This is a genomic window from Streptomyces sp. NPDC098781, assembly GCF_044759995.1.
Taxonomy (GTDB): domain Bacteria; phylum Actinomycetota; class Actinomycetes; order Streptomycetales; family Streptomycetaceae; genus Streptomyces.
Map to the genome: position 1 here is coordinate 168,554 of NZ_JBIWAK010000006.1, position 22,523 is coordinate 191,076.

The window sequence follows — 22,523 nt, forward strand, 5'->3', positions numbered from 1 at the left end:
GCTCCAGGGGACTTGCGAAGTCTTACGGGTCTGGGGGACCGGAAGGTCAGCCGGCGAACCAGCGGACGGGCTTCGGCGCGAGGTTCTGGTAGACGTGCTTGGTCTCGCGGTACTCGGCGAGTCCGGCGGGGCCGAGTTCGCGGCCCACCCCGCTCTTGCCGAAGCCGCCCCACTCCGCCTGCGGGAGGTAGGGGTGGAAGTCGTTGATCCAGACGGTGCCGTGCCGCAGCCGGCCGGCGACCCGGCGGGCGCGGCCGGCGTCGGCGGTCCAGACGGCGCCCGCGAGGCCGTACTCGGTGTCGTTGGCGAGGGCGACGGCCTCGTCCTCGGTGCGGAAGGTCTCGACGGTGAGGACCGGGCCGAAGACCTCCTCGCGGACGACCTTCATGTCGCGGTGGCAGTGGTCGAGGACGGTCGGCTCGTAGAAGTAGCCGCTCTCCGGCCGGTCCGGGGACGGCTCGGGGCGCTTGCCGCCGGAGCGCAGCACCGCGCCCTCCTTGAGCGCGGAGTCGACGTACGCCTCGACCTTGGCGCGCTGCTGCTCGGAGACGAGGGGGCCGCACTCGACGCCCTCGGCGGTGCCGCGGCCGAGGCGGATGCGGTCGGCCCGGCGCGCCAGCTCGGCGACGAAGCGGTCCCGGACGGACTCCTCGATGATCAGTCGGGCGCCGGCCGAGCAGACCTGGCCGCTGTGGATGAAGCCGGCGTTGAGGGCCTGGTCGACGGCGGTGTCGAAGGCCTCGTCGGTGGCGCAGGCGTCGGCGAAGACGACGTTGGGGTTCTTGCCGCCGAGTTCGAGGGCGACCTTCTTGACGGTGGGGGCGGCGGCCTGGGCCACCTTGGTGCCGCTGACCAGGCCGCCGGTGAAGGAGACGAGGTCGACGTCGGGGTGCTCGGAGAGGCGGGCGCCGACGGAGTGGCCCGGCCCGGTGACGATGTTGGCGACCCCGGCGGGCAGACCGGCCTCGACCAGCAGCTCGATGAGCGCGACCGTCGTCAGCGGGGTGATCTCACTGGGCTTGACGACGAAGGTGTTGCCGGCGGCGAGGGCCGGGGCGATCTTCCAACTCGCCTGGAGAAGGGGGTAGTTCCACGGGGTGATCAGGGCGCAGACACCGACCGGCTCATGGACGACGACGCTGTGGATGTCGGGCGAGCCCGCGTCGACCACCCGGCCGGGGGCCTCGGCGGCGACGAGGTCGGCGAAGTAGCGGAAGGCGTCGGCGACGCAGTCGATGTCGACCCGGCCCTCCTCGACGGTCTTGCCGGCGTCGCGGGCCTCCAGCAGGCCGAGCTGCTCGCGGTCGCGCACGAGCAGGTCGGCGACGCGGCGCAGCACGGCGGCGCGCTCGGCGACGGGAGTGCGGGGCCACTCGCCCTGGCCGCCGTCGAAGGCACGGCGGGCGGCGTCCACCGCGAGGTCGGTGTCCTTCTCGTCACCCTCCGCGACCACGGCGAACGGCGTCCCGTCCGCGGGGTCGAGGATCTCGCGCGTGCCGCCGGAGACGGCCGCGCGCCATTCCCCTCCCACGTGGATGGTGCCGCGTGCCTGGAGTTCCGTACTGTCCGCCATGATCGGTGTTGCCTTCCGTTCCTGTTCAGAGCCCCTGTGTCACACGTATGTCACGCACGGGACCGAGTGCGCCTGCCCCCCGGATACGGATGCATGCGCGATCCATGGCCGAAAGTGCGCTGCATCACGGAACATGCGGGCGAATCCACTGAAACAGGGTGATCGCTCAAGGGCGCGCCCCCTCGACCGCCCCTCGACCGGTGCCCGGACTCTGCCCGCGGACCCATGGACTCCGGCGAAACCTTTGACTAAAGTCAAAGAACATGAAGCCAGTGTCGGCAGAACAGGTGACGGCCTTCCGCCGCTTCAACCGCTACTTCACGCGTCGCATCGGCGTGCTGGACGACCACTACCTCGGCCAGGACCGCCCGCTCGGCGAGGCCCGTCTGCTGTTCGAGGTCGGGGACGGGGTGTCCCTGCGGGAGCTCAGGAGCCGGCTCGGGCTGGACGCCGGGTATCTGAGCCGGATGGCCAAGGCGCTTCAGGCGCAGGGCATGGTCACGCTGAGCGCGCATCCGCAGGACAGCCGGCTGCGCATGATCGAGCTGACTCCGGCCGGGCGGGTGGAGGTGAAGGAGCAGAACCGGCGGGCCCACGCGGCCGCCGCCGGTCTGCTCGAAGGCCTCAGCGAACCGCAGCGGACCACGCTGACCGAAGCCATGGCCACCGCACAGCGCCTGCTGCGCCTCGCGGGCATCACCGTCACCCTCGTCGACGGCGCCGCGCCGGACGCCCGCGCCTGTCTGGACGCCTACGCCGCCGACATCGACGAGCGCTTCCCGGAAGGATTCGACAAGGCCGACCTCGTACGGCCCGAGGAGGTGTCCGGCGACGCCGGCGCGTTCTTCGTCGCCTACGAGGAGGGCCGCCCCGTGGGCTGTGGCGCGCTGCGCTGCCTGGAACCCGGCGTCGGCGAGATCCGCCACGTCTGGGTGGACCCCGCCGCCCGCCGCCTCGGCCTCGCCCGCCGGCTGCTCACCGCACTCGAAACGGAGGCCCGCACCCGTCACTTGAATGTCGTACGCCTCGACACCCACGCCGCGCTCACCGAGGCGCAGGCCATGTACCGGGCCTGCGGATACACCGAGATCCCGGCGTACGTCGACCACGTCTACGCCAGCCACTGGTTCGAGAAGCGGCTGGCGCCCTGAGCCTGCCGTCAGCTGAGGAACCAGGCGACCACGATGACCATGCTGACCGCGCAGAAGCCGAGACCCCCCACGAGCAGACAGCCCGCGATGCCGCTGCCGCCGGAGAGCCGGTCCAGGAGCGACCCCGGCGGACGGTCCGGCGGCTGCGGAGGCGCGAGGGGCGGCAGGGGTGCCGGGACGGTCGTGCGGGACGTCGGGGAGGCCTGGGGTGGCGGCGGAGCGGCGGGCGGCGGGGTGCCGGCCCGCATCAGGGCGTTCCCCAGGAGCTTGCCCCACACCTCCGGCGGCAGGTCCGGGACCCGGCCGTTCGGCGGCTGCACGATGCTCTGCCTGAGCCAGTTGCCCGTGGTGGGGTGCGGGTCGCGGCTGAGGCGGTACAGCAGTTCCTGAAGCGGGACCAGATGCCGCCTGTCCCGGGCCAGCGGGGCGACGGCCCAGGTGAACAGGTGCGCCGCCCGGGACGCCCGGTCCGCTCCCGACCTGCCTTCCGCCCCCGGTCCGTGCGGCGTGAAGTACAGGTCGTGCTGGAGCACCTCCGTGCACAGCTCGTGCCGCATGTCGAGCGAACGCGCCTGGACCCGCCGGGGTTCACCCAGCTCGTCCAGCAGTAACTCCTGGGCCTCCAGCGGCAGTTCGCCCGACCGCAGCTCGTGCAGGAGCGACTCGTCCGGCTGCCGGCGCAACTCCGCCAGCAGGACGCTCTGCCCCATGACGTCGCCCCGACGGTGGCCGCGGAGCCGGCGGCGGAGCGAGGGGTCCAGGTGCGGGGTCGGGGAGGGGTCCACGGCCGGCTCCACGTACGGCTCCGTGACGGCCTCCGCGTATGGGTCCTCGGTCGGCTCCGCATACGGGTCCAGGGCCGGCTCCGCATACGGGTCCACGGCCGGCTCCGCGTACGAGTCCAGGTGAGGCTCCGCGTACGACTCCTCGTAAGGCTCCTCGTACAGCTCCGGGTACGACGGCACCCGGTCCCTCGCCGGAGCCGGCACCGGGGCCTCCTCCGGCCGTTGCTCCGGCTGCGGCGTAGGCACCGGCGTCGGCACCGGCGTCGGGATCCGGGTGCCCGCCGGAGGTGTCCGGTCCACGCCCAGGATTCCCTGGAGGCGGGCCCGGCGCCGCTCCCAGTCCAGCCCCGCGCCCTCGGGGAGCTCGTGGACCAGCTGCGGCACCCCGGCGTCCGCGTCGGGGTGGGCGAGGAGGTGCCGTACCAGCTCGGCCGCCGCCCAGAGTTCGAATCTGCGGTTGACCGGCTTGCCGCCCCTGACCCGGGCCAGCGGGCCGGACCCGCCGCTGTCCGGCTCCCAGACCGGCACGGACGTGAGCCGGAGCGGGTGGCTGTCGGCCGTGTCGTACGTGGCGAAGGTCCACTGCCGGTCCAGCCACGGTCCGAAGAGCAGGAACAACCCCAGGTAGACCACCGGCACCGCGTCCTGGTCCGGCCAGCCGGGATGCCTGCGTTCCTCCTCCATCAGCAGCGAGATGCGCTGCACCGGATCGCGCAGCCACTCCGCCGCGGCCATCGTCAACGCGTGATTGACCGACGGCAGTTGGCCCAGCATCTCCGGCAGTCGCCTGAGCGCCAGCGCGTCGAGTCTCGCGCCCTCGACCACGTCCTGCTTCCCGGTGACCGTCTCCGCCTTCTCCCGGGTGCCCCAGCCGCCGTACGCCAGCCCGAGGCACTGCCGCACCTTCAGGGTGCCGGGCCCGCCGACCAGCACATGGCTGACCGTGCTGGGCCGTCCGCCCCGGTCGGTGGTGGGCCAGCGCCGCACGAGCAGGACGTCGCCGTCGCGGGACAGGGTGCGGACGACGCTCGGGCGGGTGGCCGCAGCACCGGACACCCACAGCAACGGGCCCAGTTCGCGCCCGAGTTCCTCGGCGCGCCCGGCGTCGCAGGAGTGCGCGACGGCGTTCATGCCGGTGCCCTGGCGGCCGTGGTTGCCGTCCCAGCGGTAGACGACCTGGTGCACCGAGCCCCGGTCCTGGAAGTCGTTCACCGGAGTTCCCCTCCCTCGGATCCCTCGGATCCCTCGGGCTCCTCGGGCCCTTGCGATCTCTTGAACCGGCCGCCGTCGCCGGCCCCGTCCCACGGCACCGCCTCCAGCGCCGGAGCGTCTCCCACCGCCAACGCCTCGCCGCCACCGGGGAGTTGGATCAGTCCGTGCATGGCGAACAGGGCGAGCAGCGGCTCCAGCACCCGCCGGGGCCCGGCGCCCGCCGGATAGCGGCCGTGGTCCTCCTGGCCGCCGGTGGCGGACGCGATGTGCAGGGTGCAGCGGCGGATCGCGTCGAACGGGCGCAGCCACGCCTGACCCGCGTGCCGGCGCAGCAGCCCGTACAGGTCCCGGCTCTCCTCGCGCACCAGCGCCGGATCCAGCGAGTCGGCCGGCGGCCGGGTCAGCCACCGGTCGACCGGCGGCTGGAACCTGAGGAGGTCCGCCTTGCCCAGCACCATCGCGGACGGCACGTCCAGATACCCGCCGTACTTCGGCAGCCGGTCCAGGACCGTGCCGAAGGCCAGGTCGCCGTCCCGGTTCACCTCCACGCCCCAGCGTTGGCGGGCGTGGTCCAGCTGCGGCAGCGGCAGGGCCAGCGCCGGGTCGACCACGAAGACCAGGGCGTCGACGCCGAGCAGGAACCGCAGCGCCGCGTCGGTGCGGACGAGATCCTCACCGCCGAGGTCGAAGAAGGCGACCGGGCGCACCTGCCCGCGCGGGTCGGTGATCAGCAGGGACTCCACGAAGCGGGCGAAGTCGTCCATGCCGAGCGCCGGGGTGTGGTTCAGCACCTTGCCGTTGCGCAGCGGCTGCACCCGGTCCCGGACGAACCTGGCGTGCTGTTCCGGATTGACGGACTGCCACTTCAGACCGAACGGCTCCAACCCGCCGTCGGTGATCGCCGCGATCATCTGGGTCAGCAGATGGCTCTTGCCGGTGGAGGACTGCCCGACCATCGCGACGGTCAGCGGCCGGCCGTACGTCAGATAGGGCACCGGGATGTAGTGCGCCGGAAACTCCGGGTCCGCCGTGCACTTCTGGACGGCGCCGCGCATGACGTCCGTGCGCCGCACAGGGTTGGTGATGCCCTTGAGGTCCAGCCGCTTGTACTGCATCCGGCTGTCGGTGACGAACAGCTTGCCGAGGTCGAGTTGGATCGTCTCCAGGCAGTAGGGGCAGAGCACCCCGGCCCCCGTCTCCTCGCGCGGCGGGGCGGCGGGCGCCTGGCGCTTGAGCCGCAGCGCCTCCTCGAAGGCCTCGTGGTGGGGGCGGGTCTCGTCCGGCGGCACGGCGACCCGGACGCGGTGGGCGGCACCCGGTGCGACCAGGTCGAGCACCTGGGCGGGCGTCGGCCGGCCGGCCGCGCCCGGGGCGAAGGCGTCCCGCAACGTCTGGTCGAGCTTGCGGTGTTCGCCCAGGTCGGCGGGCGGCCGGTCGGCGGGGCCGGACCGTCCGGTCGCCAGCCGGTACAGCACCTGCGCCACGCTCCACACCGCGTCCCGGGGCTCGGCGAGCCCCTGGCCGGCGCGCTGTTCCGGCGGGCAGAACGGCGAGCGGCCCCACGGACGCCTCGGCCGGCCGATCCGGGTGACCGACTCCAGTCCCCACAGCTGGACCTTCGCGCCGTCCCAGAGCACGGTGCCGGGCGCGATGCCGCGCGGCACCAGGCCCTGGCCCTCCAGCAGGCACAGGGCCAGCATCAGATCGCGGGTGAAGATCTCCTGGTCGGCGGCGCCCATCACATGGATCCGCGCGACGGGTGTGCCGCGCGGTGGGTCGTACAGCAGGAACGGCTCGGCCGTGTCCAGCTCGTGGCCGATCAGCCTCGGGAAGAGCGCCGCGTACTCCGTGTCGCCCAGCACCTGGGCCAGTTGCACGGCGGTGCCCGCCTCGGTGTCCAGCAGGGCGCGCGCCGCCGGGTTCGCCGCGTCCTTGGCGTTGAGCCGCACCTGGACGCACTGCTGTCCCTCGTCGTCGAGCACGGCCCTGCGCAGCAGTTGGGGCAGCACCCGGTCGCGACGGAACTCCTTGCCGACCCGCACGGGGGTGACGCGCCGCCGCCCGGACAGCGTCGTGAACGCGAGCTTGTCCGGCGGCGGTCCGCCCGGCCCCGGCGTACGGGAATGCGTGGTGCTGGTCACCGGCGGTCGCCGTCCCCTCGGTCGTCGGAACCCAGCCAGTCGTCCGAGGCCAGCCAGTCGTCGGAGTCGGCGCGGTCGTACGAGGCCGTACGGTCGTAGGCGTCCGCACGGTCGTAGTCCGCACGGTCGCGGTCATACGTGTCGGTGCGGTCGTACGAGTCCGTGCGGTCGTACGTGTCCCCGCGTTCGTACGGATGTCCGCCGTACCCCTCCGTCCTCCCCTCACCCGCATCGGCCCCGTCGGGACCGTCGGAACCGGTGCCCTGCCGGGAGCGGACGGTGTGCACCACGCCGGTCCGCAGGGGGGTGAGCCGGACCAGGCCGGCGTAGCGGCCGGACGATGTCCACAGGACGTCCTGCGGGTGCCCGGAACCCGTCGCCCGCCAGGACTTCTCGACCTCGTCGCGTACGGCCCCGGGCGCGAACCTGAGCCACACCGCGGCCTCCGGGTCGCGGCTGAGCAGCGTGCCCTGCTCGGGTGTGGACAGCTGCACCACGGCCTGCCGGCCGGTGTCCGCGCCGACCAGTTCGGCCAGTCCGTGCGGGTCGGTGCCGAGCAGGTTCGCCGAGGTGGCGCGGGCGCGGCGCGGGGCGGCGAACGGGGGCGGGGCCAGCACCCCGTTGTGCTGGAGGTGATGGCGGGCCGCGAACAGCAGCTCGTGGACCCGTTCCTCGGTGCGCCGGACGGCGCGGGCGCCGGCCTGGCCGCGCTCGACGGCACCCCAGTAGTGCTTCATGGCTTCCAGCGCGGCATCCGTCAGATCGGCGGACAGGGTGGCGACCAGCTCCGGCCCGCCCTCCCCGTTCTCCCGCTCCAGCCAGCGCGGGACCCTGCCGGGGCTGCTCCGCCAGACGCCGGAGCTCTTCTCCGGCCCCTGCCCGTTCGGGCGACCGGCTGCGCGCTCGTCCTCGGCGGGCTCCTCCTCCCAGGCGTACACGCTGGCCCAGTCGGTCTCCGCGTCCTCCGCCCCGGCGTAGGTGTCCTCGACGTCGACGTCCGGGTCACCGGTGAGCCAGTCGTCCTCGGCGCGGGTCCCGCCGGACAGACCGAAGGCCCCGTCGGCCGCGGGCCGGGCCGGGCCGGGCAGCGCTTCCGCCTCCGCCGCGTCCGCCGTCGCCCGCAGCATCCCGGCGACGGAACGGGCGGCGTCGGCGCAGTACAGGCGCTCCTCGACGGCCCAGTGCTCCCGGACCGCCTCCGCCAGCACGGCGTCCAGACCGTCAAGTGCCCGACGCAGTACGGCCGTTGTGTGGCCGGGGGCCCAGGCGGCGGCCGCCGCGCACCAGAGCCGGCGTACGGTCTCCACCGCGATGCCGAGGCCGGTCAGCAGGCCGACCGTGCCCAGCCAGAGCGGGGGTTCGGTGGCGTATCCCGCGCCCGCCCCCACCGCGGCACCGCAGAACGCCGCGATGCGCGGGGCCACCGCCCAGCGGCCGGGGCGTCCCGCACCCCGCAGCCGGGCCGAACCGAGCGCCGCCATGCCGGCGAACAGCAGCGGCACCAGGACCGCGAGGGCGAGGAACGGCCCCGACCACAACGCGCCGAGCACTCCCGCCGCGAACGCCGCCAGTGGTCCGGCGACGGGCAGTCCGGGCACGGCGACGCCCGCCCCGCCCGTCAGCTGCCGGGCCACGGACTCGGCCGAGTGCGGGCCGAGCTTCGGCAGCAGAGCCGAACCGGGCAGCGGCTCGACCCGCCCCGCCAGTCCGGTGAAGCGCTGCGCCACCGAGCGCAGGGCGAGCCCCTGGCCGAGCAGCTTCAGGGCGAACTCCCGCAGTCCTTCGCCGATCCGCTCCCCCATGCCCTCGGCCGACGGCACCCGCAGCCCGAGCGCCGCCAGCCGGGTCGCCGACTCGGCGGCGGACGGTGCCGTGCCGCCGCCACCCCGCAAGGCCGTGGCGACGAGGTCCCGGTAGTCGTCCAGCGACTTGCGGGCCTGCTCGGCCTCCGCCTCGAACGTCTCCCGGCGGGAGGCCCGCAGCAGACCGGGCAGGGTCCGCAGCCCGGCCAGCGCGTCGTCGGCGTAGTCGAGGGCGTCCGCGCAGACACGGTGGGCGTCGTCCGCGATGCCGCCGGGTTCCCGGTGCCCCAGCTCCCGGCCGCCCCGGCCGGCCACCAACCCGCGCAGCGGCTCCGGCAGATCGGCGCCGGAGGAGGCGGTCAGCACCACGTCCGGCGCCAGGTCGTCGTCCGCGCCGGCGAACCGGGTGAGCGCGTCCCGCCAGGCCCGGTCACGCACCTCGGGTGGCAGGTCCTGCTCCAGCAGCCGTACACCGGGCGCGGCCACGGCCTCCGGCAGCGTCTGCACGCCGTCCAGCACGCTGAGGTAGACGTCCGGCACCGACAGCGCGTCGACCAGGACGGCCAGCGCGTCCGGGTCGTCGGGCGCGGGCTGCTCCAGCGCGGTGCGGGCGGAGCGCAGATCGCCGGCCCACAGCAGGCCGCTGCCGGTGGTCCGCAGCACGGCGGGGCGCAGCAGCCGGCGGTCGGGCTGGAAGTCCCCTTCCGGGCCGGCGAACGAGCCGGGCGCGCTGCCCACGAGCAGCACCAGCAGTCTGACCTCGCCCACCGCCCGGTAGCCGGTGAGCAGTTCGTACTGCGTCTGGTGGTCGTTGAGCCCGGCCGGGGTGTCGACCACCAGGAACAGCGGGTCGTCGGGCTCGGGCAGCCCGGCCCGGCCCAGCTCCTGGGCGACCCGGTCCCGCAGGGCGGACGGGCTGTGCAGCGCCGCCGCCCCGGCCCGCAGGTCCAGGTGGATGACGGTCCCGGAGGACTGGCGTGTGCTCACTGCGCGTCACCGTCCCAGGGGTTGCGGCGGCCGGGCTCGCCGGACTCGTCGTCGTCCCACGGGGCCCGCCGCCGACCGCCCTGCGTGCCGCGGTCGTCGCGGTCCGGGTCGTCGTGGGCGTCGCGGCGCCGGTCGCCGCCGTAGTCGTCGTCGGGGTCGTCGGGGTCGTCCTGCCGGCGCCCGCCGCCCCGGCCCCCGTAGTCGTCGGGGTCGTCGTGCCGGCTGTCCGAACGGGGGCCCGGCTCGTCGTCCCGCCGTGCGCCCCGGCCCTCGCGGCCGTCCCGTTCGGCCGTGCCGCGCTCGTCGCCGTACGGCCTGCCGTAGTCGGCGTAGCCGCCGCGCGGGTCGACCGGTGCCGTGCCCCAGTCGTCCTCGTCGGGTGCCGGGCGGCGGGGCGCCGAGAGGTCCTCACGGGTGCGGGGGCGAGCCGGCGAGCCGCCGCGGACGTGTTCCAGCAGGGTGCGCAGGGTCGGCTGGACCGCGCGCTGGTCCCCGAACTCGGTGTCGAGGGCGGCGGGCAGGGTCTCCGCCCAGAACTCCCACAGCGGGCGCACCCAGCCCTCGACCCGCTCGCCGTCCCGCTCCCGGCGCTCGGCCAGCAGCTCCAGCTGGCGCGGGGCGACCTTCTCGACGAGGTCGACGAAGAGGGGATGCGGCTCGCTGCCGGACCGGGCCAGGCCCTGCGGCTGGGCCCCCATCAGCTCACGGCAGTAGTCCTCGACGATCCGCTCGTCGTCCAGCACCGTCCAGCGTTCGTACGACCGCAGCAGTTCGGCCCAGCTGGACACCCCACCGGGGAAGTCGCCGAGCCGCAGCCGTACGCCGGGGACGTGTGTGCCCTTCTCGGGGTGCAGCCGCAGCCGGATCCGGTCGGGCGAGGACGGGTCGCCGTCGACGACGTCCACCTGGCCGTTCCACATGCAGCACAGCAGCCGGTGCAGGATGACCCGCCGGTCGTCCTCGCCGCTGACCATCCAGCTGTCCCGGTAGCCGAGCCGCTGCCGCCAGCGCAGTACGTCCTGCGCCTGCTCGCTGTCCTTCGCGCGGGCCCACTGGCGCAGCACCTTGCGGGCCTCGGGCACCTGGGTGAGGCTCATCTCGCTGCGGAAGAGCACCACGGTGATCGAGTCGCTCTCCACGCCCCGGTACTCCACGGAGTTCTTCGCGTCCGACGGCAGCCGCAGGGTCTTGCCGAGGAACTCCTGCACCTCCTCGACGGCCTGCACCCGCGGATGGGTCACCAGGACCCGCAGCAGACCGGTGCCCTCCGGGGTGAAACCGACCGGCAGCAGCCCGGTCAGCTTGCGGCCGAACAGGTCGAGCGCCTCCTTGCTGACCTGGTCCTTGGCCTCGGCGTCGCCTGCCGCCGCGGCCAGCAGCGTGCCCATGGACGGCAGCAGCGGCCGTTCCTCCAGATGCGCCCCGCTCTCCGCGAACAGCCGGGTGATCCGGGCCTCCAGCTGTCCCTTGACCCGGGCCACCGCGCCCTCGGGGTCACGCCGGCTCTGGGCGTGGACGCTGCGCCAGGTGTCGCCGTCGACCAGCTTGAGCAGCAGCGCGGACTCGTCGTCGTTCTCGCGCAGCCCCTCGCGGCGGACCAGCCGGACCACCACGTCCTCGTAGAAGTGGTTGAGGGTGCGCTGCGGCGGTAGGAGATACGAGATGCCGGTGCGGTCCTCGTACAGTTCGAGGCCCTTCTGCTGGGCGGTCTTGCGCTCCTGGTCGCTGTGCCGGCGGAAGGCGCCCACCAGCCGGCCGAGGTCGGTTCCGGCCGCGTCGGCCTGGGGCTGCCAGTGCATCTGCTGTTCGCGCCAGGCCTCGTGCCACACCAGCCGGCAGCGCCACTGGTACCAGGCGTCCTGCTCCTGGATGGCGGCCTGTACGTCGTCGTCGCCCCAGCGGGCCGGGGCCAGGCCGCCCAACTGTCCCTTGATCCGGGGGATCTTGGGCGGCTGTTCGGCCACCCCGGCCGGGCGCTGCGGGGTGCGGGCCCGATGGTCGAGCATGCCGAGGAAGCCGAGCCGGGCGATGGGTTCCTCGCTGTCCGGGACGCCCCGGACGACACGTTCGGCGAGGAAGGGGTCCACGGTCTGGAGCAGCTTGTCGAGGGCGGGGCGCGGGGCGAACCGGTCGGCCATCGTGATGGCGGCGCGCTCCGCCTCGGCGCGCAGGTCGGAGAGCAGCCGCTGCATGTCGGCGATGCGCTCGCCGAGGGCCTGCTCGATGTTCTTTCCGCCGCGCGGCAGCGGATCGGGCTCGGGCACCGGCAACTGTCTGCGTTCCCACAGCTCTTCGAGGTGGGAGTCGGCGAACAGCTGCCGGATCATCGGCACCGCCTCGTCCCGCAGCTCCGGGCGCGGCCGTTCCCCGAGGTCGGTGACCGCGAGCCGCAGCAGCCGCCCGGCCACCAGGTCGGCGAGCTGGTCCATCGGCGCGGTCATGGAGGCGACCAGGCTGGTGGAGACGCCCTGCCGGCCGATGCCGGTCGGGGACACGGCACTGCGCTGCACGCCCCGGTTGATGAAGCTGGCCGCGAAGGTCTGGTAGTCGTCGTCGGCCGCCATGGTGCGGCCCTGCGAGCGGCCGTCGCCCAGCTCGGTGCCGATCAGCGACATCACCAGGGAGACGATGGAGCGGCGCAGGTCGTCCGCGCGGATCCCGGCGGTCGGGCTGAACAGGAAGGCGGTCGGCAGGATGCCGGTGCGCAGCCGGATCGGGGTCATGCCCGGGTAGCGGATGCCGAGCCCGAGTCCTCGGTCGAGGTCGCCGATCTCGTTGTCCTCCGACGGCGCGTTCTGCGTGTCCACCAGCCGGAACAGGTCGACCAGCGCCCGCGCCGCGTTGAGCTCGGCCTCCCGCCCGCCGCCGGTGGCCGAGCCGAACGACGACGGCATGACGACCAGCGGATAGATCTTCACCCCGTCGAAACGGCGCAGCTGGAAGGCGTAGTTGATGAGGTGGAGGTAGTCGAGGAAGATCCCGGCGCCGGTGCCGCCGGCCACCGAGAAGGCGACGAACACGTCACAGCCGTTGACCTTGCCGCCGCCGAGCTCGCTCAGTTCGCCGCCCGCCTTGGCGATCGCGTCGATCGCCTGGAGCAGCGGTTCCAGGACCGGGCCGAGGCCGTGCCGGAGGGTGGCGAACAGGGCGGCCCGGCCGACGGTCGGCAGCTGGCCGGCGCCCGAGTGCAGCGGGGTGACCTTCGGCTCGTCGACACGCGGCGGCAGCCAGTCGGCGACCTCGTCGCGCAGCACCGCCCGGAGCATCTTGGTCACTTCGGGGGAGGCGTCGAAGTTCGGCAGCAGATTGTGGGTGGCCCGGGAGGTCCGCGCGTAGGCGGCCCGCAGCGACGGGTCCACGTTGAACTGCGGCAGCCGCTGGAGGTCGCTCTCGCTGTAGTCGGCGTACACGAACTGGAGACAGTCCGGCAGTTGGAACGGGGCATGGCCGCTCTGCCTGCTCAGCGCCATGCCGTCGGGACCGCACAGTTCGGCGCGCAGTCTGCGTTCCAGCTCGGCGCCGACCAGGCCGCCGGTGCCGCCCAGGCCGACGAAGAGCATCGGCTGGAAGATCTTCATGGGTTCCTCCCCGCTTCACGGCCTACCGGGCCGCAGGTCTGTGCTGGGTACGTCCGTGCGGTGCGCGTCACAGGTACGAGGTGAAGGGGCTGTCGTTCCCGCTGTCCCCGGCACCGGTCGAGGAGCCGGCGCCGACCGTGGTCGTCCTCGTGGTGGTCGGCCTGCGTCCGGTGCGCCGGCCCGGCCGGGTGTCCTCGCCCAGGGCGAGGCTCAGCGTGTCGGTCAGCTGGACGCGGCCGCCCGGGGCGAGCGGGGTCCGGCCGTTGCCCTTCTTGCGCAGCACCGCTCCGCCTTCGCGGCTGCGCTGGACGGCGTACTGGCCGTGCGGGCGCCGCTCGATGCGCGGGCTGCGGTGGGCCTCGACGACGGTGAACTCGTACCACTGCTTGGAGTTGCCGTGTCCGGCCGGGTGTTCGTTGACGACGCGGCCGTCCTCCGAGACGAGGTGGAGCATCAGGCCGTACGGGTCCTTCCGGCGTCGGCGCAGCCGTCCCCACGCGACGAGGGCCGCCACGGCCGCGGCGGTCAGCACGGCGGCGGACACCACTGCCCACCAGTACTTCTCCCAGAGGCCGGGCTCCGGCGTCACCGTCACCGAGACCGGCGCGCGTTCGAGGGTGCGGTCGTCGTCGGTGGTGTCGACGGCGGTGAAGGTGCCGGAGAGGTCGAGGCCGTCGCCGAGCCGGTCACCGAAGGCGCCCTCGGGGGAGACGCGGACCGTGATGTCCCGGGTGCCCCGCTCGCCGGGCTTGAGGGTGATCTCGTCCGGCTCGACGGTCAGCAGCCCGTCCTTCACGTCGGCGACGGACAGCCGCAGGGTGTGCGGGGCGTCGGTGGTGTTGCTGACGTCCAGGGTGCCGGTGACGGTGCCGCCGGGGTGGGTGTCGCCTTCGGGCAGTTGGAGCGACGCCTTGACGGGCAGTTCACCGGGCGCCACCTCGCCGGTCTCGCTGCGGGTGTCGGCGCTCAGACCCGAGGCGGTCAGCGTGGCGCTCACCGTCAGCGTCCCGTCGGCGTCGTCGGGGATGGTGACGGTACCGGCGAAGGAGCCGTCGCTCGCGTCGGGGTCGGGGCCCTTGCCGTCGTCGGCGAGGTCGAGCGCCAGCGCGGAGAAGCCGTCGCCGGTCAGTTCGCTGCGTACGCGCAGCCCCTCGTAGTCGCGCGGGTCCTTGATCTCGTAGCCCTCGCGGGTCTGAAGGCGCATGGTGACGGTGACCTTCTCGCCGGCCTGCGGCGAGGGCGGGTCCATGGTGATGGCGCCGCGCAGCTCGCCCTGCCACAGCACGCTGACCGCGACGGGCAGCGAGCGGTGGCCCTCCGGCGCCTCGGCCTTCACCTTCCAGGTGCCGGGCAGCGGGTCGACGATCTTCAGCGCCTCCACCGTGCCGGTGCCGCCCGCGAGTTCGAAGCGGGACTTCTTGAACGTCCGTGCGGAGGCGGGGATCTCGTCGCCCGCCGGGTCGATGTAGGTGATCCGTACCTCGGGGTCGCCCTTGTCGACGACGATGCTGCCGACGGTCGCCAGCGGTGAGATGCCGATCTCCAGGGTGGCCGGCGGCCGCTTGCTCGGGCCCTCCTCGTGGCGCAGGCAGTGGGCGGCGGCGAAGATCTTCTCCAGCGTGCTGCCGACGTCCTTCGCCCCGTCGACCTTGTGGGCCCGGGGAGTGGCGGAGGGCAGTTCCACACAGCCCTTGCGGTAGCCGCCGGCGGCGATCTGGTCGAGCTGGCGCCGGTCCGGGTCGGGTCCGAAGCCCAGCGGCCAGATCTGCACGTTCTGCGCGGCGGCCTCCTCCAGCGCCACCTTCAACTGGCGTTCGCCCTCGGCCCGGCGGTGCGCGGGGTCGCCGTACTTGAAGCTGTCCTCGACGTCCATCTTCCCGTCGGTCAGCAGGAACAGCACCCGGGGCACCGAGGCGTCGGTGCCGTCGGTCAGGTCGTCCACGCCCTGCCGGATGGCGGTGGGCAGGTCGGTGCCGGTGCCCTCGTTCTCCTTGCGCTTGCGCAGCTTGTCGACGCAGCCGCCGACGTCCTCGCGGCCGGCCGCGTCCAGCGTGGTGCGCGGACACACCGGGTCCACCGCGCGCTGGCCCGGCTTCTCGGCGGCGGCGAAGCCGAACACGGTGACCTGCGAGGACGAGGACACCTCGCCGAGCGCGATCCGCTTGGCGGCGGCCTTCTCGGCCTTCATGTCCTCGGGTGCGAGGCTGGCCGACTCGTCCACGGCCACCGCGTAGTTGACCGCCGGGAACGCGGGTGCCGAGTCCGCCGCCGGCACCGGATCCTGACCGGCCGGTGCCAGCAGGGACGCGACCACCGCGGTGCCGGCCAGCAGCGACGCGGCGGCGCGCCGGACCCGGGTCCTTCCTGTCTGTCGTCTTCCCGTGACTCTTCCCACGGCCGTCCCCTTGGTCTTCGTGAAGTCGGTGCTTGAGGCTGTTGCTGCGTCTGTGACGTGTATGTGGTGACGCGTCGGGTGTCGCGCCTGGTGCGTGCCGGTGTCATGTGCGGTGGAGCGTTGGCGTACGCGCGGTGGTACGCCGGTGTCGCGTGCGCCGTCCGGGATCAGCCCGCGGTGAGCCCCCAGACCACGGCCAGCGCCGCCGAGGGAGCGAGCGAGCCCACTCCCCAGCGGATGGCGCGGTACTTGGCGGACAGGATCGAACTGACGTCGACCGCCTGGACGAGGAGCCATTTCGCCGGGTCGCGCCCGGCCTCGCCGACCCGGGCGGACAGCCCCGCGAGGTCGCGGGACGCCACCAGATCGCCGAAGTACGTCACCCCGTCCCCGCCGCGGACCGTGCCGGTGCGCGGCATCAGTGCCGCGACCAGCGCGGCCACCGCGACGGCCCAGAGCACCCCGGACAGGACCAGCGTCAGGTCGCCGAGCCCGTCCCAGCCGGGGGCGCCGCGCCACCCGGCGAGGAACGCGGGCAGCGCGAGCGTCCCCGAGAGGAGCACGGCCGCCTTGGAGTCGGCGCGGCCGAGGTCCTCCCGCACCGTCGCCAGCAACCGCTCGGCGACGATGCGCTCCCCCGCCCGGTCGTCGCAGTGCCGACCCCCGTCCGGCACCGGCACGACCGGGTCGGGGGAGGTCCGTGGGGCGCCGTCGGCGCTCATCGGTCCTCCTCTGCCCAGGACCAACCGTCGTCCCCGCCCCGCCTGCGCCGTCGCGGCGGCTCCCGGTCGAGGTCGTCGGCCGGGTAGTAGGGCTCGGGCCGGTAGGTCCGGGGGCGGTCCGAGGAGCGTGGCTCGTCACGGTCGGGGTCCGCGCTCGGGGGGAGTTCGGGGCGCGACGGCCTGCGCCGGGGGCGCGGGTCGTCGTATCGCGAGCCGTCTTGGTGCGAGCCGTCATGGCGAGGCTCGTCGGACCGGGGACCGTCCGACCGGGGACCGTCGGACCGGCCGCCGCTGTATCCGCCGCCGTGTCGACCACCGCCGTAGCCGCCGCCGTCGTCGTACTCGGCGTCGTCGCGCGGGTAGGAGGGCTCGGGCCGGTGAGCGGACCGGGCCCGGGTCCGCGGGCGGCGGTCGTCGTGGTCGAGGTCGTCCGGGTACGGCTGCGGGCGGGCGTTGCGGCGCCCGGTGCGGGTGCCCGGCTCGTACGGGTCGGTGTCGTCCGCCGGGTAGGGCTCGTCCCGGCCGGGGCCTCGCCGACCGGCCACTCGCCGCTCGCTCCCCCGCCCGTCGGGCTCGCCCCGGGTCGGCTGTGCCCGGTGCGGAGGACGCCTCGGCGGTTCGTCCGACGCCCAGTCGGGGTTGAACGGACGGTCGGCGGACGTCTCCAGTTCCCGGGGCCGGCGGGCGGGCACCGTGCCGATGGGGCCCACCATGGGGCGCCCGGTGCCCTGGTTGAGGAGGTTCAGGACCTGTGTCTCCACGTCGACGGTGGCGAGTTCGCCGCGGGTGGCCATGGCGAAGAGCCGGGCGACCCGTTCCTTCTCGTCCTGTCGGCCCTCCTGGCGGATCTGCTCCAGGAAGTCCTTGGCCCCTTCGGGGTCGGCCGCCAGCATGAAGCTGAGCTGCTCCAGCTCGCCGCCCATCAGCATGCGCCGGTACGACTCCTGCCGCAGCCGGATCACCTTGGCCTGGGCGTGCGCGTCCCGTTCCTCGTCCGCGTGCTCGATGGTCCGGTCGTCCACCCGCAGCCGTACGTACAGCCGTACCCGCAGCCCGAGTTCGGAGCCCAGGTCGGCCCAGCGGCCCCCCGCGCACTCGCGGGTGATGGCGCGGTTGGCGTGCTCGGCCTCGGCGACCCGGTAGGTGGTGGTGACCTCGCGCAGCCGCTCCAGGATCGGTGAGGTGAGCCGGTTGGCGACGTCGGTGACGACCTCCAGCGCGGCCAGATGCGGATCGGTCACCGCCCACTCGATGTCCACCTCGGCCTTGAAGAAGGTGGTGCCACCGGCGGCCGGCAGTTCCATCTGAAGCGGTGTCACATAGGTGCCGAGCGCGATCTCGCAGATGCTGTGCGGCCGGGCCAGCACCGGCTTGTCGACGTGCTGGACACCGGAGGCGCGCTTCACGGTGTAGCCGCCGTTCCGGTAGAACTGCACCAGCGCCGACCTGGGACTGACCCGCGGGAATCCGTCGGTCAGCGTGTTGTGGTCCTTCAGGAACGGACCTGTGGGCGCCACCGCTCCGGTGCCCGCCGCCTCGTCCTCGTTCTCAGACATGGCTCTCCTCCTCGCGCGTCCTTTCCCGACGCGGCCTGTCCGGGCGCGGCGCCTGCCGGCGCGGCCTCTCCTCCGGCTCGACGGCGAGCCACCACAGGTCGCGCGCCTTGGGTTCGGGGAGCGGCTTCTCCGGGTCGTTCATCATTCGGCGCAGCAGCCAGTCCAGCCGCCGCTGGTCGTGCTCCTCGGTGGTCAGCGCGGGCAGCAGGGCCGCCAGCCCGGGCCGGGTCCACTCGGTGCCGTCCTTGCGCTCGGCCGAGCGCAGCAACTCCTCCAGGGCGTCCAACGCCACGTCCTTCGACCGCGCCGTGTTGAGCGCGGTCCACATCAAGTCGGCCATCGGCGCGACGAGTTCGGGCCGGATCGCGGCCAGCGCGAGCGACACCGGCCAGTCCCCGCGGTCCCCCCACGGCGAGCCGCTGCCGTCCGTCAGCGCGTCGGGGTCCATCAGCAGTTCGTCCACGGTCGTCAGGGCGAGCCGGACGGTGGCCGCCAGGCCCAGGTCCTGGTACGGCTCGCGCTTGTGATGGGTCCACTCGGCCATCCGCGCCAGCACCTGCGGAGCCTGCGGCAGCACCAGCAGCCGTACGACGTTGTGCGAGGCGACCGTGACCAGTTCGCCTTCGTCCCGGACCCCGATCCGGGCCAGCGCGTCCAGGGTGTCGTCCATCGTGGCCGCGGCGTTGCCGTAGCCCAGCGCCCAGGCCGCGGTCCAGCGCTGGGACGGGGTGCCCTTCCTGCTCCAGTCGCCGACCAGCTTGTGCACCGTCCTGCGGTGCGAGTCGTGACCGGCGGCCTGGTCCAGGGTGGTGGCCGCGAAGATCAGCCGGCGGTTGGTGGTGGCCTCGGCGAGCGGCCGTACCAGCTCGGTGTAGCCGTGGTCGAAGTCCCGTACGCACAGCTCGCCCGCGGCGACCGCGGCGCGCATCCACACCTGGGAGCGCGGATCGTCCGCCAGCAGCCGCAGCCAGCGCACCACCGGTGCCCGCACCGGGAAGTGCCGGTCCCACAGTTCGGTCAGCACGGCGGACGGCAGCGCGGAACCCCGGTAGAAGATCAGCCGTGCGGGGACGTCGTGGCCGTCCACCTCGACCTTGCCGTCGGTCAGTTCGGCGCGCGAGAGCGCCACGTCGGCCTCCGGGTCGTCGCAGAACAGCGGGCGGGCCGGGGTGTGGTCCGGGTCGGACTGCACCGACAGCTCCCACGTCAGCAGGTGGGCGGCGGCGGCCACGGCGCTGTGCGCGGCGCCGCCGAGCACGGCCAGCGCGATCCGGAACGCCACCGGGTGGAACAGGGTCGCCGTACCCGACCGCCGGGTCCCCCGATCCGCGCGGTCGGGTACGGCTGGGAGGGTGGTCAGTGCGCGGTCCACGCCGGCGAACCACTCCTGGGCCTGCTCGGCGGCGATGCTGCGGCAGCCGTCCAGCAGTTGGCCGTAGGAGACGTCCCCGAGGACGTGCCCGGCCAGCAGCGACGCCACCAACTCGGCCTCGGCGGGCCGCAGATCGTCGAGGCCGACCGCGTCCGTGACCTCGTCCCGGCCGGCCACCTCCTCCGCGCGGGCCAGCAGGTCGTCCAGGGGCGTGTCGTCCCCGCCCGTCTCGGAGGCACGTTCCTCCAGCCGCTCCCGCAGCCGTGTGACGAGCAGTTCCTCGGTCGGCGCGGGCGGGCAGAGCATGCCGTACCGCCCGGTGAGCAGCGGGTTGGCGGCCGATCCGACGGTGACCACGACCACCGCGTAGGCCTCCCGCCGGGCGAGGGCGGCGGCGAGCTCGTCGAGGTCCATCTCGTCGGGGGGCAGCGCGTCGGGTCCGGACAGCGAGAGGGACAGCAGATGGCCGGTGCCGTGCCAGGCCTGGCCGTCCTCGTCGTCGAGCCGCTCGGCCAGCTGCCGGATCCCGCCGTCCGAACCGACCCGGCGCACCCGTGCCACGGGCTCGCCGTCGGTTTCGTCCGCGGCGGAGGTGGTGACCTCGTCGAGCAGGGAGAGCGCCGTGCTCGTACGTCCCGTACCGGGCGCGGCGCCGAGCACCAGCAACCGCCGGGCGCGCAGGGCGTTGCGCAGCCGTACGTACCCCTCCGGTGCCACGTGGGCCCGGCGCAGCCGGCGCAGTTCGTCCTCGGGGACCGGGCCGCTGCGCATGCCGGCGCCGGGGCGGGCGCCCAGCAGGAGGTTGATGTTGTCGCCGATGTGGGCGCTCTGGAGCCGGGAGTGGGCGAAGCTGATCAGGTCGCGGTGGACGTCGAACAGCTGCCGGGTGGCCCTACGGGTGCGCGCGGCGGCGGCGAGGTTGGTGGGCCCGTCCTCGCCCTGGTCGTCGGCGAGCGGGTCACGGGTGCGTTCCTTGAACCGCCCCGCGGCGCGCTCACGTTCCCGCTCCCGTTCCTTCTCCTCGTCCGCCTCCTCGTCCTCGGCGGACTTCTCGTCGTCGGACCGGCCCTCGTCGTCCTGGTCCCGCTTGCGGTCGTCCCGGGCGTTCCTGTCGTTCTTCCTGGCCTCCCTGGCCTCCTTCTTGCCGTCCTTCCTGCTGTCCTTCCTGTCGTCGTTCTTGTCGTCGTTCCTGTCGTCGCCGCTCTTCCTGCCGTCGTCGGACGACCGTCCCGCGCCCGGCCGGTCGGGGGCCTCGTCGGCCACGCCGCCCGACTGCTCGTCGTCGCTCACCCGGCTCAGCCCTTCCCCTGCTCGGTGACCTGGTGCGTGGACCCGCCCATCTGCACGTTGCCGTGGTAGACGTTGTGCTCGTTGTGGAAGGCGTCGCGCCGGACGTTCTGACGGATCCCGACGCGGCCGGGCAGATGGCCGGACATGTCGACCGCCTCGAAGTCGTCCTCGTCGGCGTCGTCGGACTCGTCGTCGACGGCGGGCAGCGGGGCGACGGCTGCGGTCGGCGCCGGTGCGGCCGGAGGGGCCCCCGGGATCTCCGGAGCGGGCCGTCCGGGCAGATGGAACCAGGCGGTGACCGCGCCCTCCTTGAGCTCCAGCCGGGCCGGGGCGTACTGCGCGGGCTCGATGAACTTGCCCCCGCCCCCGACCACGTCCTCGTACAGGGACTGCGAGGTCACCAGCACCAGATCGGCCTTCTCGGCGTCGAGGAGGTCCCGCGCGACGGAGGAGTCGGCCAACCGGCAGGCGAGGTCGACGGCGCGTCCGCTGATGCCCCGGTCGTCGTGCCGGACCGGGCCGACGTGCATACCGATGCGCAGCCCGAGCGGCACGGCCAGATCGCGGTTCTCGTCCCGCAGCTTCTCGTGCACCTCGACCAGCCACAGGCCGAGCAGCCGGCTCGCCGCGATCCGCCCGGCCACGGACAGCAGCACGCCGTCGCCGCGGTCCTCCAGGTGTACGGCGTCCCGCGCGATCCTGGCGTGGGTGAAGGCGGTCTCCAGCACCCGGTAGATCCGGGCGCGCATCCGCGGCTTGTCTACGTCGTCGTACCCGCCGGAACGTCTGGCGTCGACGCTGATCACCGACTCGTAGTGCGCTTCGGTGAGTTCAAGAGCGTCGTCGTGGTTCACCGGTGCCCCCTGAATGTTCTGTCTCGCTGCCGAAGAAGTGGTTCGTGGTGCCGAAGAAGTGGTTGTCCTGCCCGAACCGGCCCGTGAAAGTGACCCCGGCAGTGTGGGCGGCGACCCTCGGGAGGGGTCCGCACCTACAGGGTCGGGCCCGGGAGGAGAGGCGTCTGTAGCCGTTTACACACGGCGGGGCGTGGGTCTACTCCTGATGACCGTCCGCGAGAAGGGCGAGCAGCGCGGGGTCGAGGATCTCCACCATCCGGTTGCCGGTGCGCACGATGTGCTGGGTGCGCAGCAGCCGTAGCGCCTTGGCGACGGCCTCCCGGGTGGCGCCTATGGTGGCGGCCAGTTCGTCCTGGGCCAGCTGGACGACGGGGCCGGAGACGGCCGGGGCGCTCGACGGGCCCGTGCCGGACGGGGCGTAGGGGCCGGCGGGGTCGGCTCCGGAGAGTTCGGTGAGCCGGCCGGCCAGGCGTTGGAGCACGGTCAGGGAGGCGAGCGCGGAGCGCTCCTGGTCGGCGCTGCGCAGCCGGGAGGTGAGCTGGCGTATCACCAGTCCGCTGACCCGGGGGTGCAGGGCGAGGAAGCGGCGAAAGGCGTCCCCGGATATGACCTGCGCCTCTGTCGGCCCCAGGGCACGCACGGTGGCGCTGCGCGGATGCTGGTCCAACGCGGCCATCTCGCCGAGCAGTTCACCCGGGCCGCGCAGGCCGAGTATCAGCCGGGTGGCCCCACGGTCGGTCGCCACGGATACGGTCACCCACCCCCTGATGATGATCACTACATGACTGGACCGGTCCCCCTCCGTGAGCAGATGGGTGTCGGCCGGATAACGCTTGCGACTGCCGAGCGCCATGACGCCCTCGTGCTCCTGGGGAGTCAGCGTGTGCGCGAACGCCAGCTCATTTCCGAGCAGCCCCATGGCCGGCCCCCCGCCGCAGTCCGGACTCCTGGATATTCGATGGGTGACGATGGTGGCAGCACGAAGGTGCGGGCCGAGCGGATTGCGCCATACCGGGGGTACTGGCCGGTAGTTGCGGAATGCCAGGTTGGTCGCCCGGTCGCCGCCCGCCCCGACGGCACCGCGACACTCGACGGCCACCGCAAG

Annotated in this window: 12 protein-coding genes; 1 reads left to right on the top strand and 11 read right to left on the bottom strand. The window is 73.7% G+C overall.

What is annotated here, in order from left to right; all coding sequences use genetic code 11:
- Positions 1-46: 46 nt before the first annotated feature.
- Positions 47-1,573, bottom strand: a complete 1,527-nt coding sequence (locus tag ACIQWG_RS25205) for an aldehyde dehydrogenase family protein (protein WP_404099774.1) — start codon at positions 1,571-1,573, stop codon at positions 47-49.
- A gap of 263 nt (positions 1,574-1,836) precedes the next feature.
- Between ACIQWG_RS25205 and ACIQWG_RS25210 the strand changes: the two genes are divergently transcribed.
- Positions 1,837-2,724, top strand: a complete 888-nt coding sequence (locus tag ACIQWG_RS25210; RefSeq protein WP_404099776.1) for a GNAT family N-acetyltransferase — start codon at positions 1,837-1,839, stop codon at positions 2,722-2,724.
- 8 nt (positions 2,725-2,732) lie between these two features.
- Here the strand turns inward: ACIQWG_RS25210 and ACIQWG_RS25215 are convergent, their stop codons facing one another.
- From ACIQWG_RS25215 to ACIQWG_RS25260, 10 genes are all read right to left on the bottom strand, one after another.
- Positions 2,733-4,721 carry a hypothetical protein gene (locus ACIQWG_RS25215; protein ID WP_404099778.1) on the bottom strand — a complete coding sequence of 663 codons (1,989 nt, stop codon included), beginning with the start codon at positions 4,719-4,721 and terminating at the stop codon, positions 2,733-2,735.
- Positions 4,718-6,862, bottom strand: coding sequence for a hypothetical protein (locus tag ACIQWG_RS25220; RefSeq protein ID WP_404099780.1), 2,145 nt, complete (start codon positions 6,860-6,862; stop codon positions 4,718-4,720). Before ACIQWG_RS25220 ends, ACIQWG_RS25215 begins: the two co-directional genes overlap by 4 nt.
- Entirely contained in the window at positions 6,859-9,651 is a 2,793-nt protein-coding gene (locus ACIQWG_RS25225) for a hypothetical protein (protein WP_404099782.1), read from the bottom strand. The genes ACIQWG_RS25220 and ACIQWG_RS25225 overlap by 4 nt, the downstream gene beginning before the upstream one ends.
- Positions 9,648-13,229: a tubulin-like doman-containing protein gene (locus tag ACIQWG_RS25230; protein ID WP_404099784.1), complete on the bottom strand. Its 3,582-nt coding sequence runs from the start codon at positions 13,227-13,229 to the stop codon at positions 9,648-9,650. Before ACIQWG_RS25230 ends, ACIQWG_RS25225 begins: the two co-directional genes overlap by 4 nt.
- 67 nt (positions 13,230-13,296) lie before the next feature.
- A complete protein-coding gene (locus ACIQWG_RS25235; RefSeq protein ID WP_404099786.1) occupies positions 13,297-15,624 on the bottom strand; it encodes a VWA domain-containing protein in 2,328 nt (775 codons plus the stop codon).
- A gap of 167 nt (positions 15,625-15,791) precedes the next feature.
- The gene (locus tag ACIQWG_RS25240) at positions 15,792-16,346 is read right to left on the bottom strand and encodes a Pycsar system effector family protein (RefSeq protein WP_404099788.1); all 555 of its coding nucleotides are present in this window, start codon (positions 16,344-16,346) and stop codon (positions 15,792-15,794) included.
- Positions 16,343-17,902 (bottom strand): hypothetical protein, encoded by a 1,560-nt coding sequence (locus ACIQWG_RS25245; protein ID WP_404099790.1) that lies wholly within the window; start codon positions 17,900-17,902, stop codon positions 16,343-16,345. Before ACIQWG_RS25245 ends, ACIQWG_RS25240 begins: the two co-directional genes overlap by 4 nt.
- Entirely contained in the window at positions 17,895-20,564 is a 2,670-nt protein-coding gene (locus ACIQWG_RS25250) for a hypothetical protein (protein ID WP_404099792.1), read from the bottom strand. The genes ACIQWG_RS25245 and ACIQWG_RS25250 overlap by 8 nt, the downstream gene beginning before the upstream one ends.
- Positions 20,565-20,569: 5 nt before the next feature.
- Entirely contained in the window at positions 20,570-21,418 is an 849-nt protein-coding gene (locus tag ACIQWG_RS25255; RefSeq protein WP_404099794.1) for a hypothetical protein, read from the bottom strand.
- A gap of 196 nt (positions 21,419-21,614) precedes the next feature.
- Positions 21,615-22,337 carry a Crp/Fnr family transcriptional regulator gene (locus ACIQWG_RS25260; RefSeq protein ID WP_404099796.1) on the bottom strand — a complete coding sequence of 241 codons (723 nt, stop codon included), beginning with the start codon at positions 22,335-22,337 and terminating at the stop codon, positions 21,615-21,617.
- Positions 22,338-22,523 lie beyond the last annotated feature (186 nt).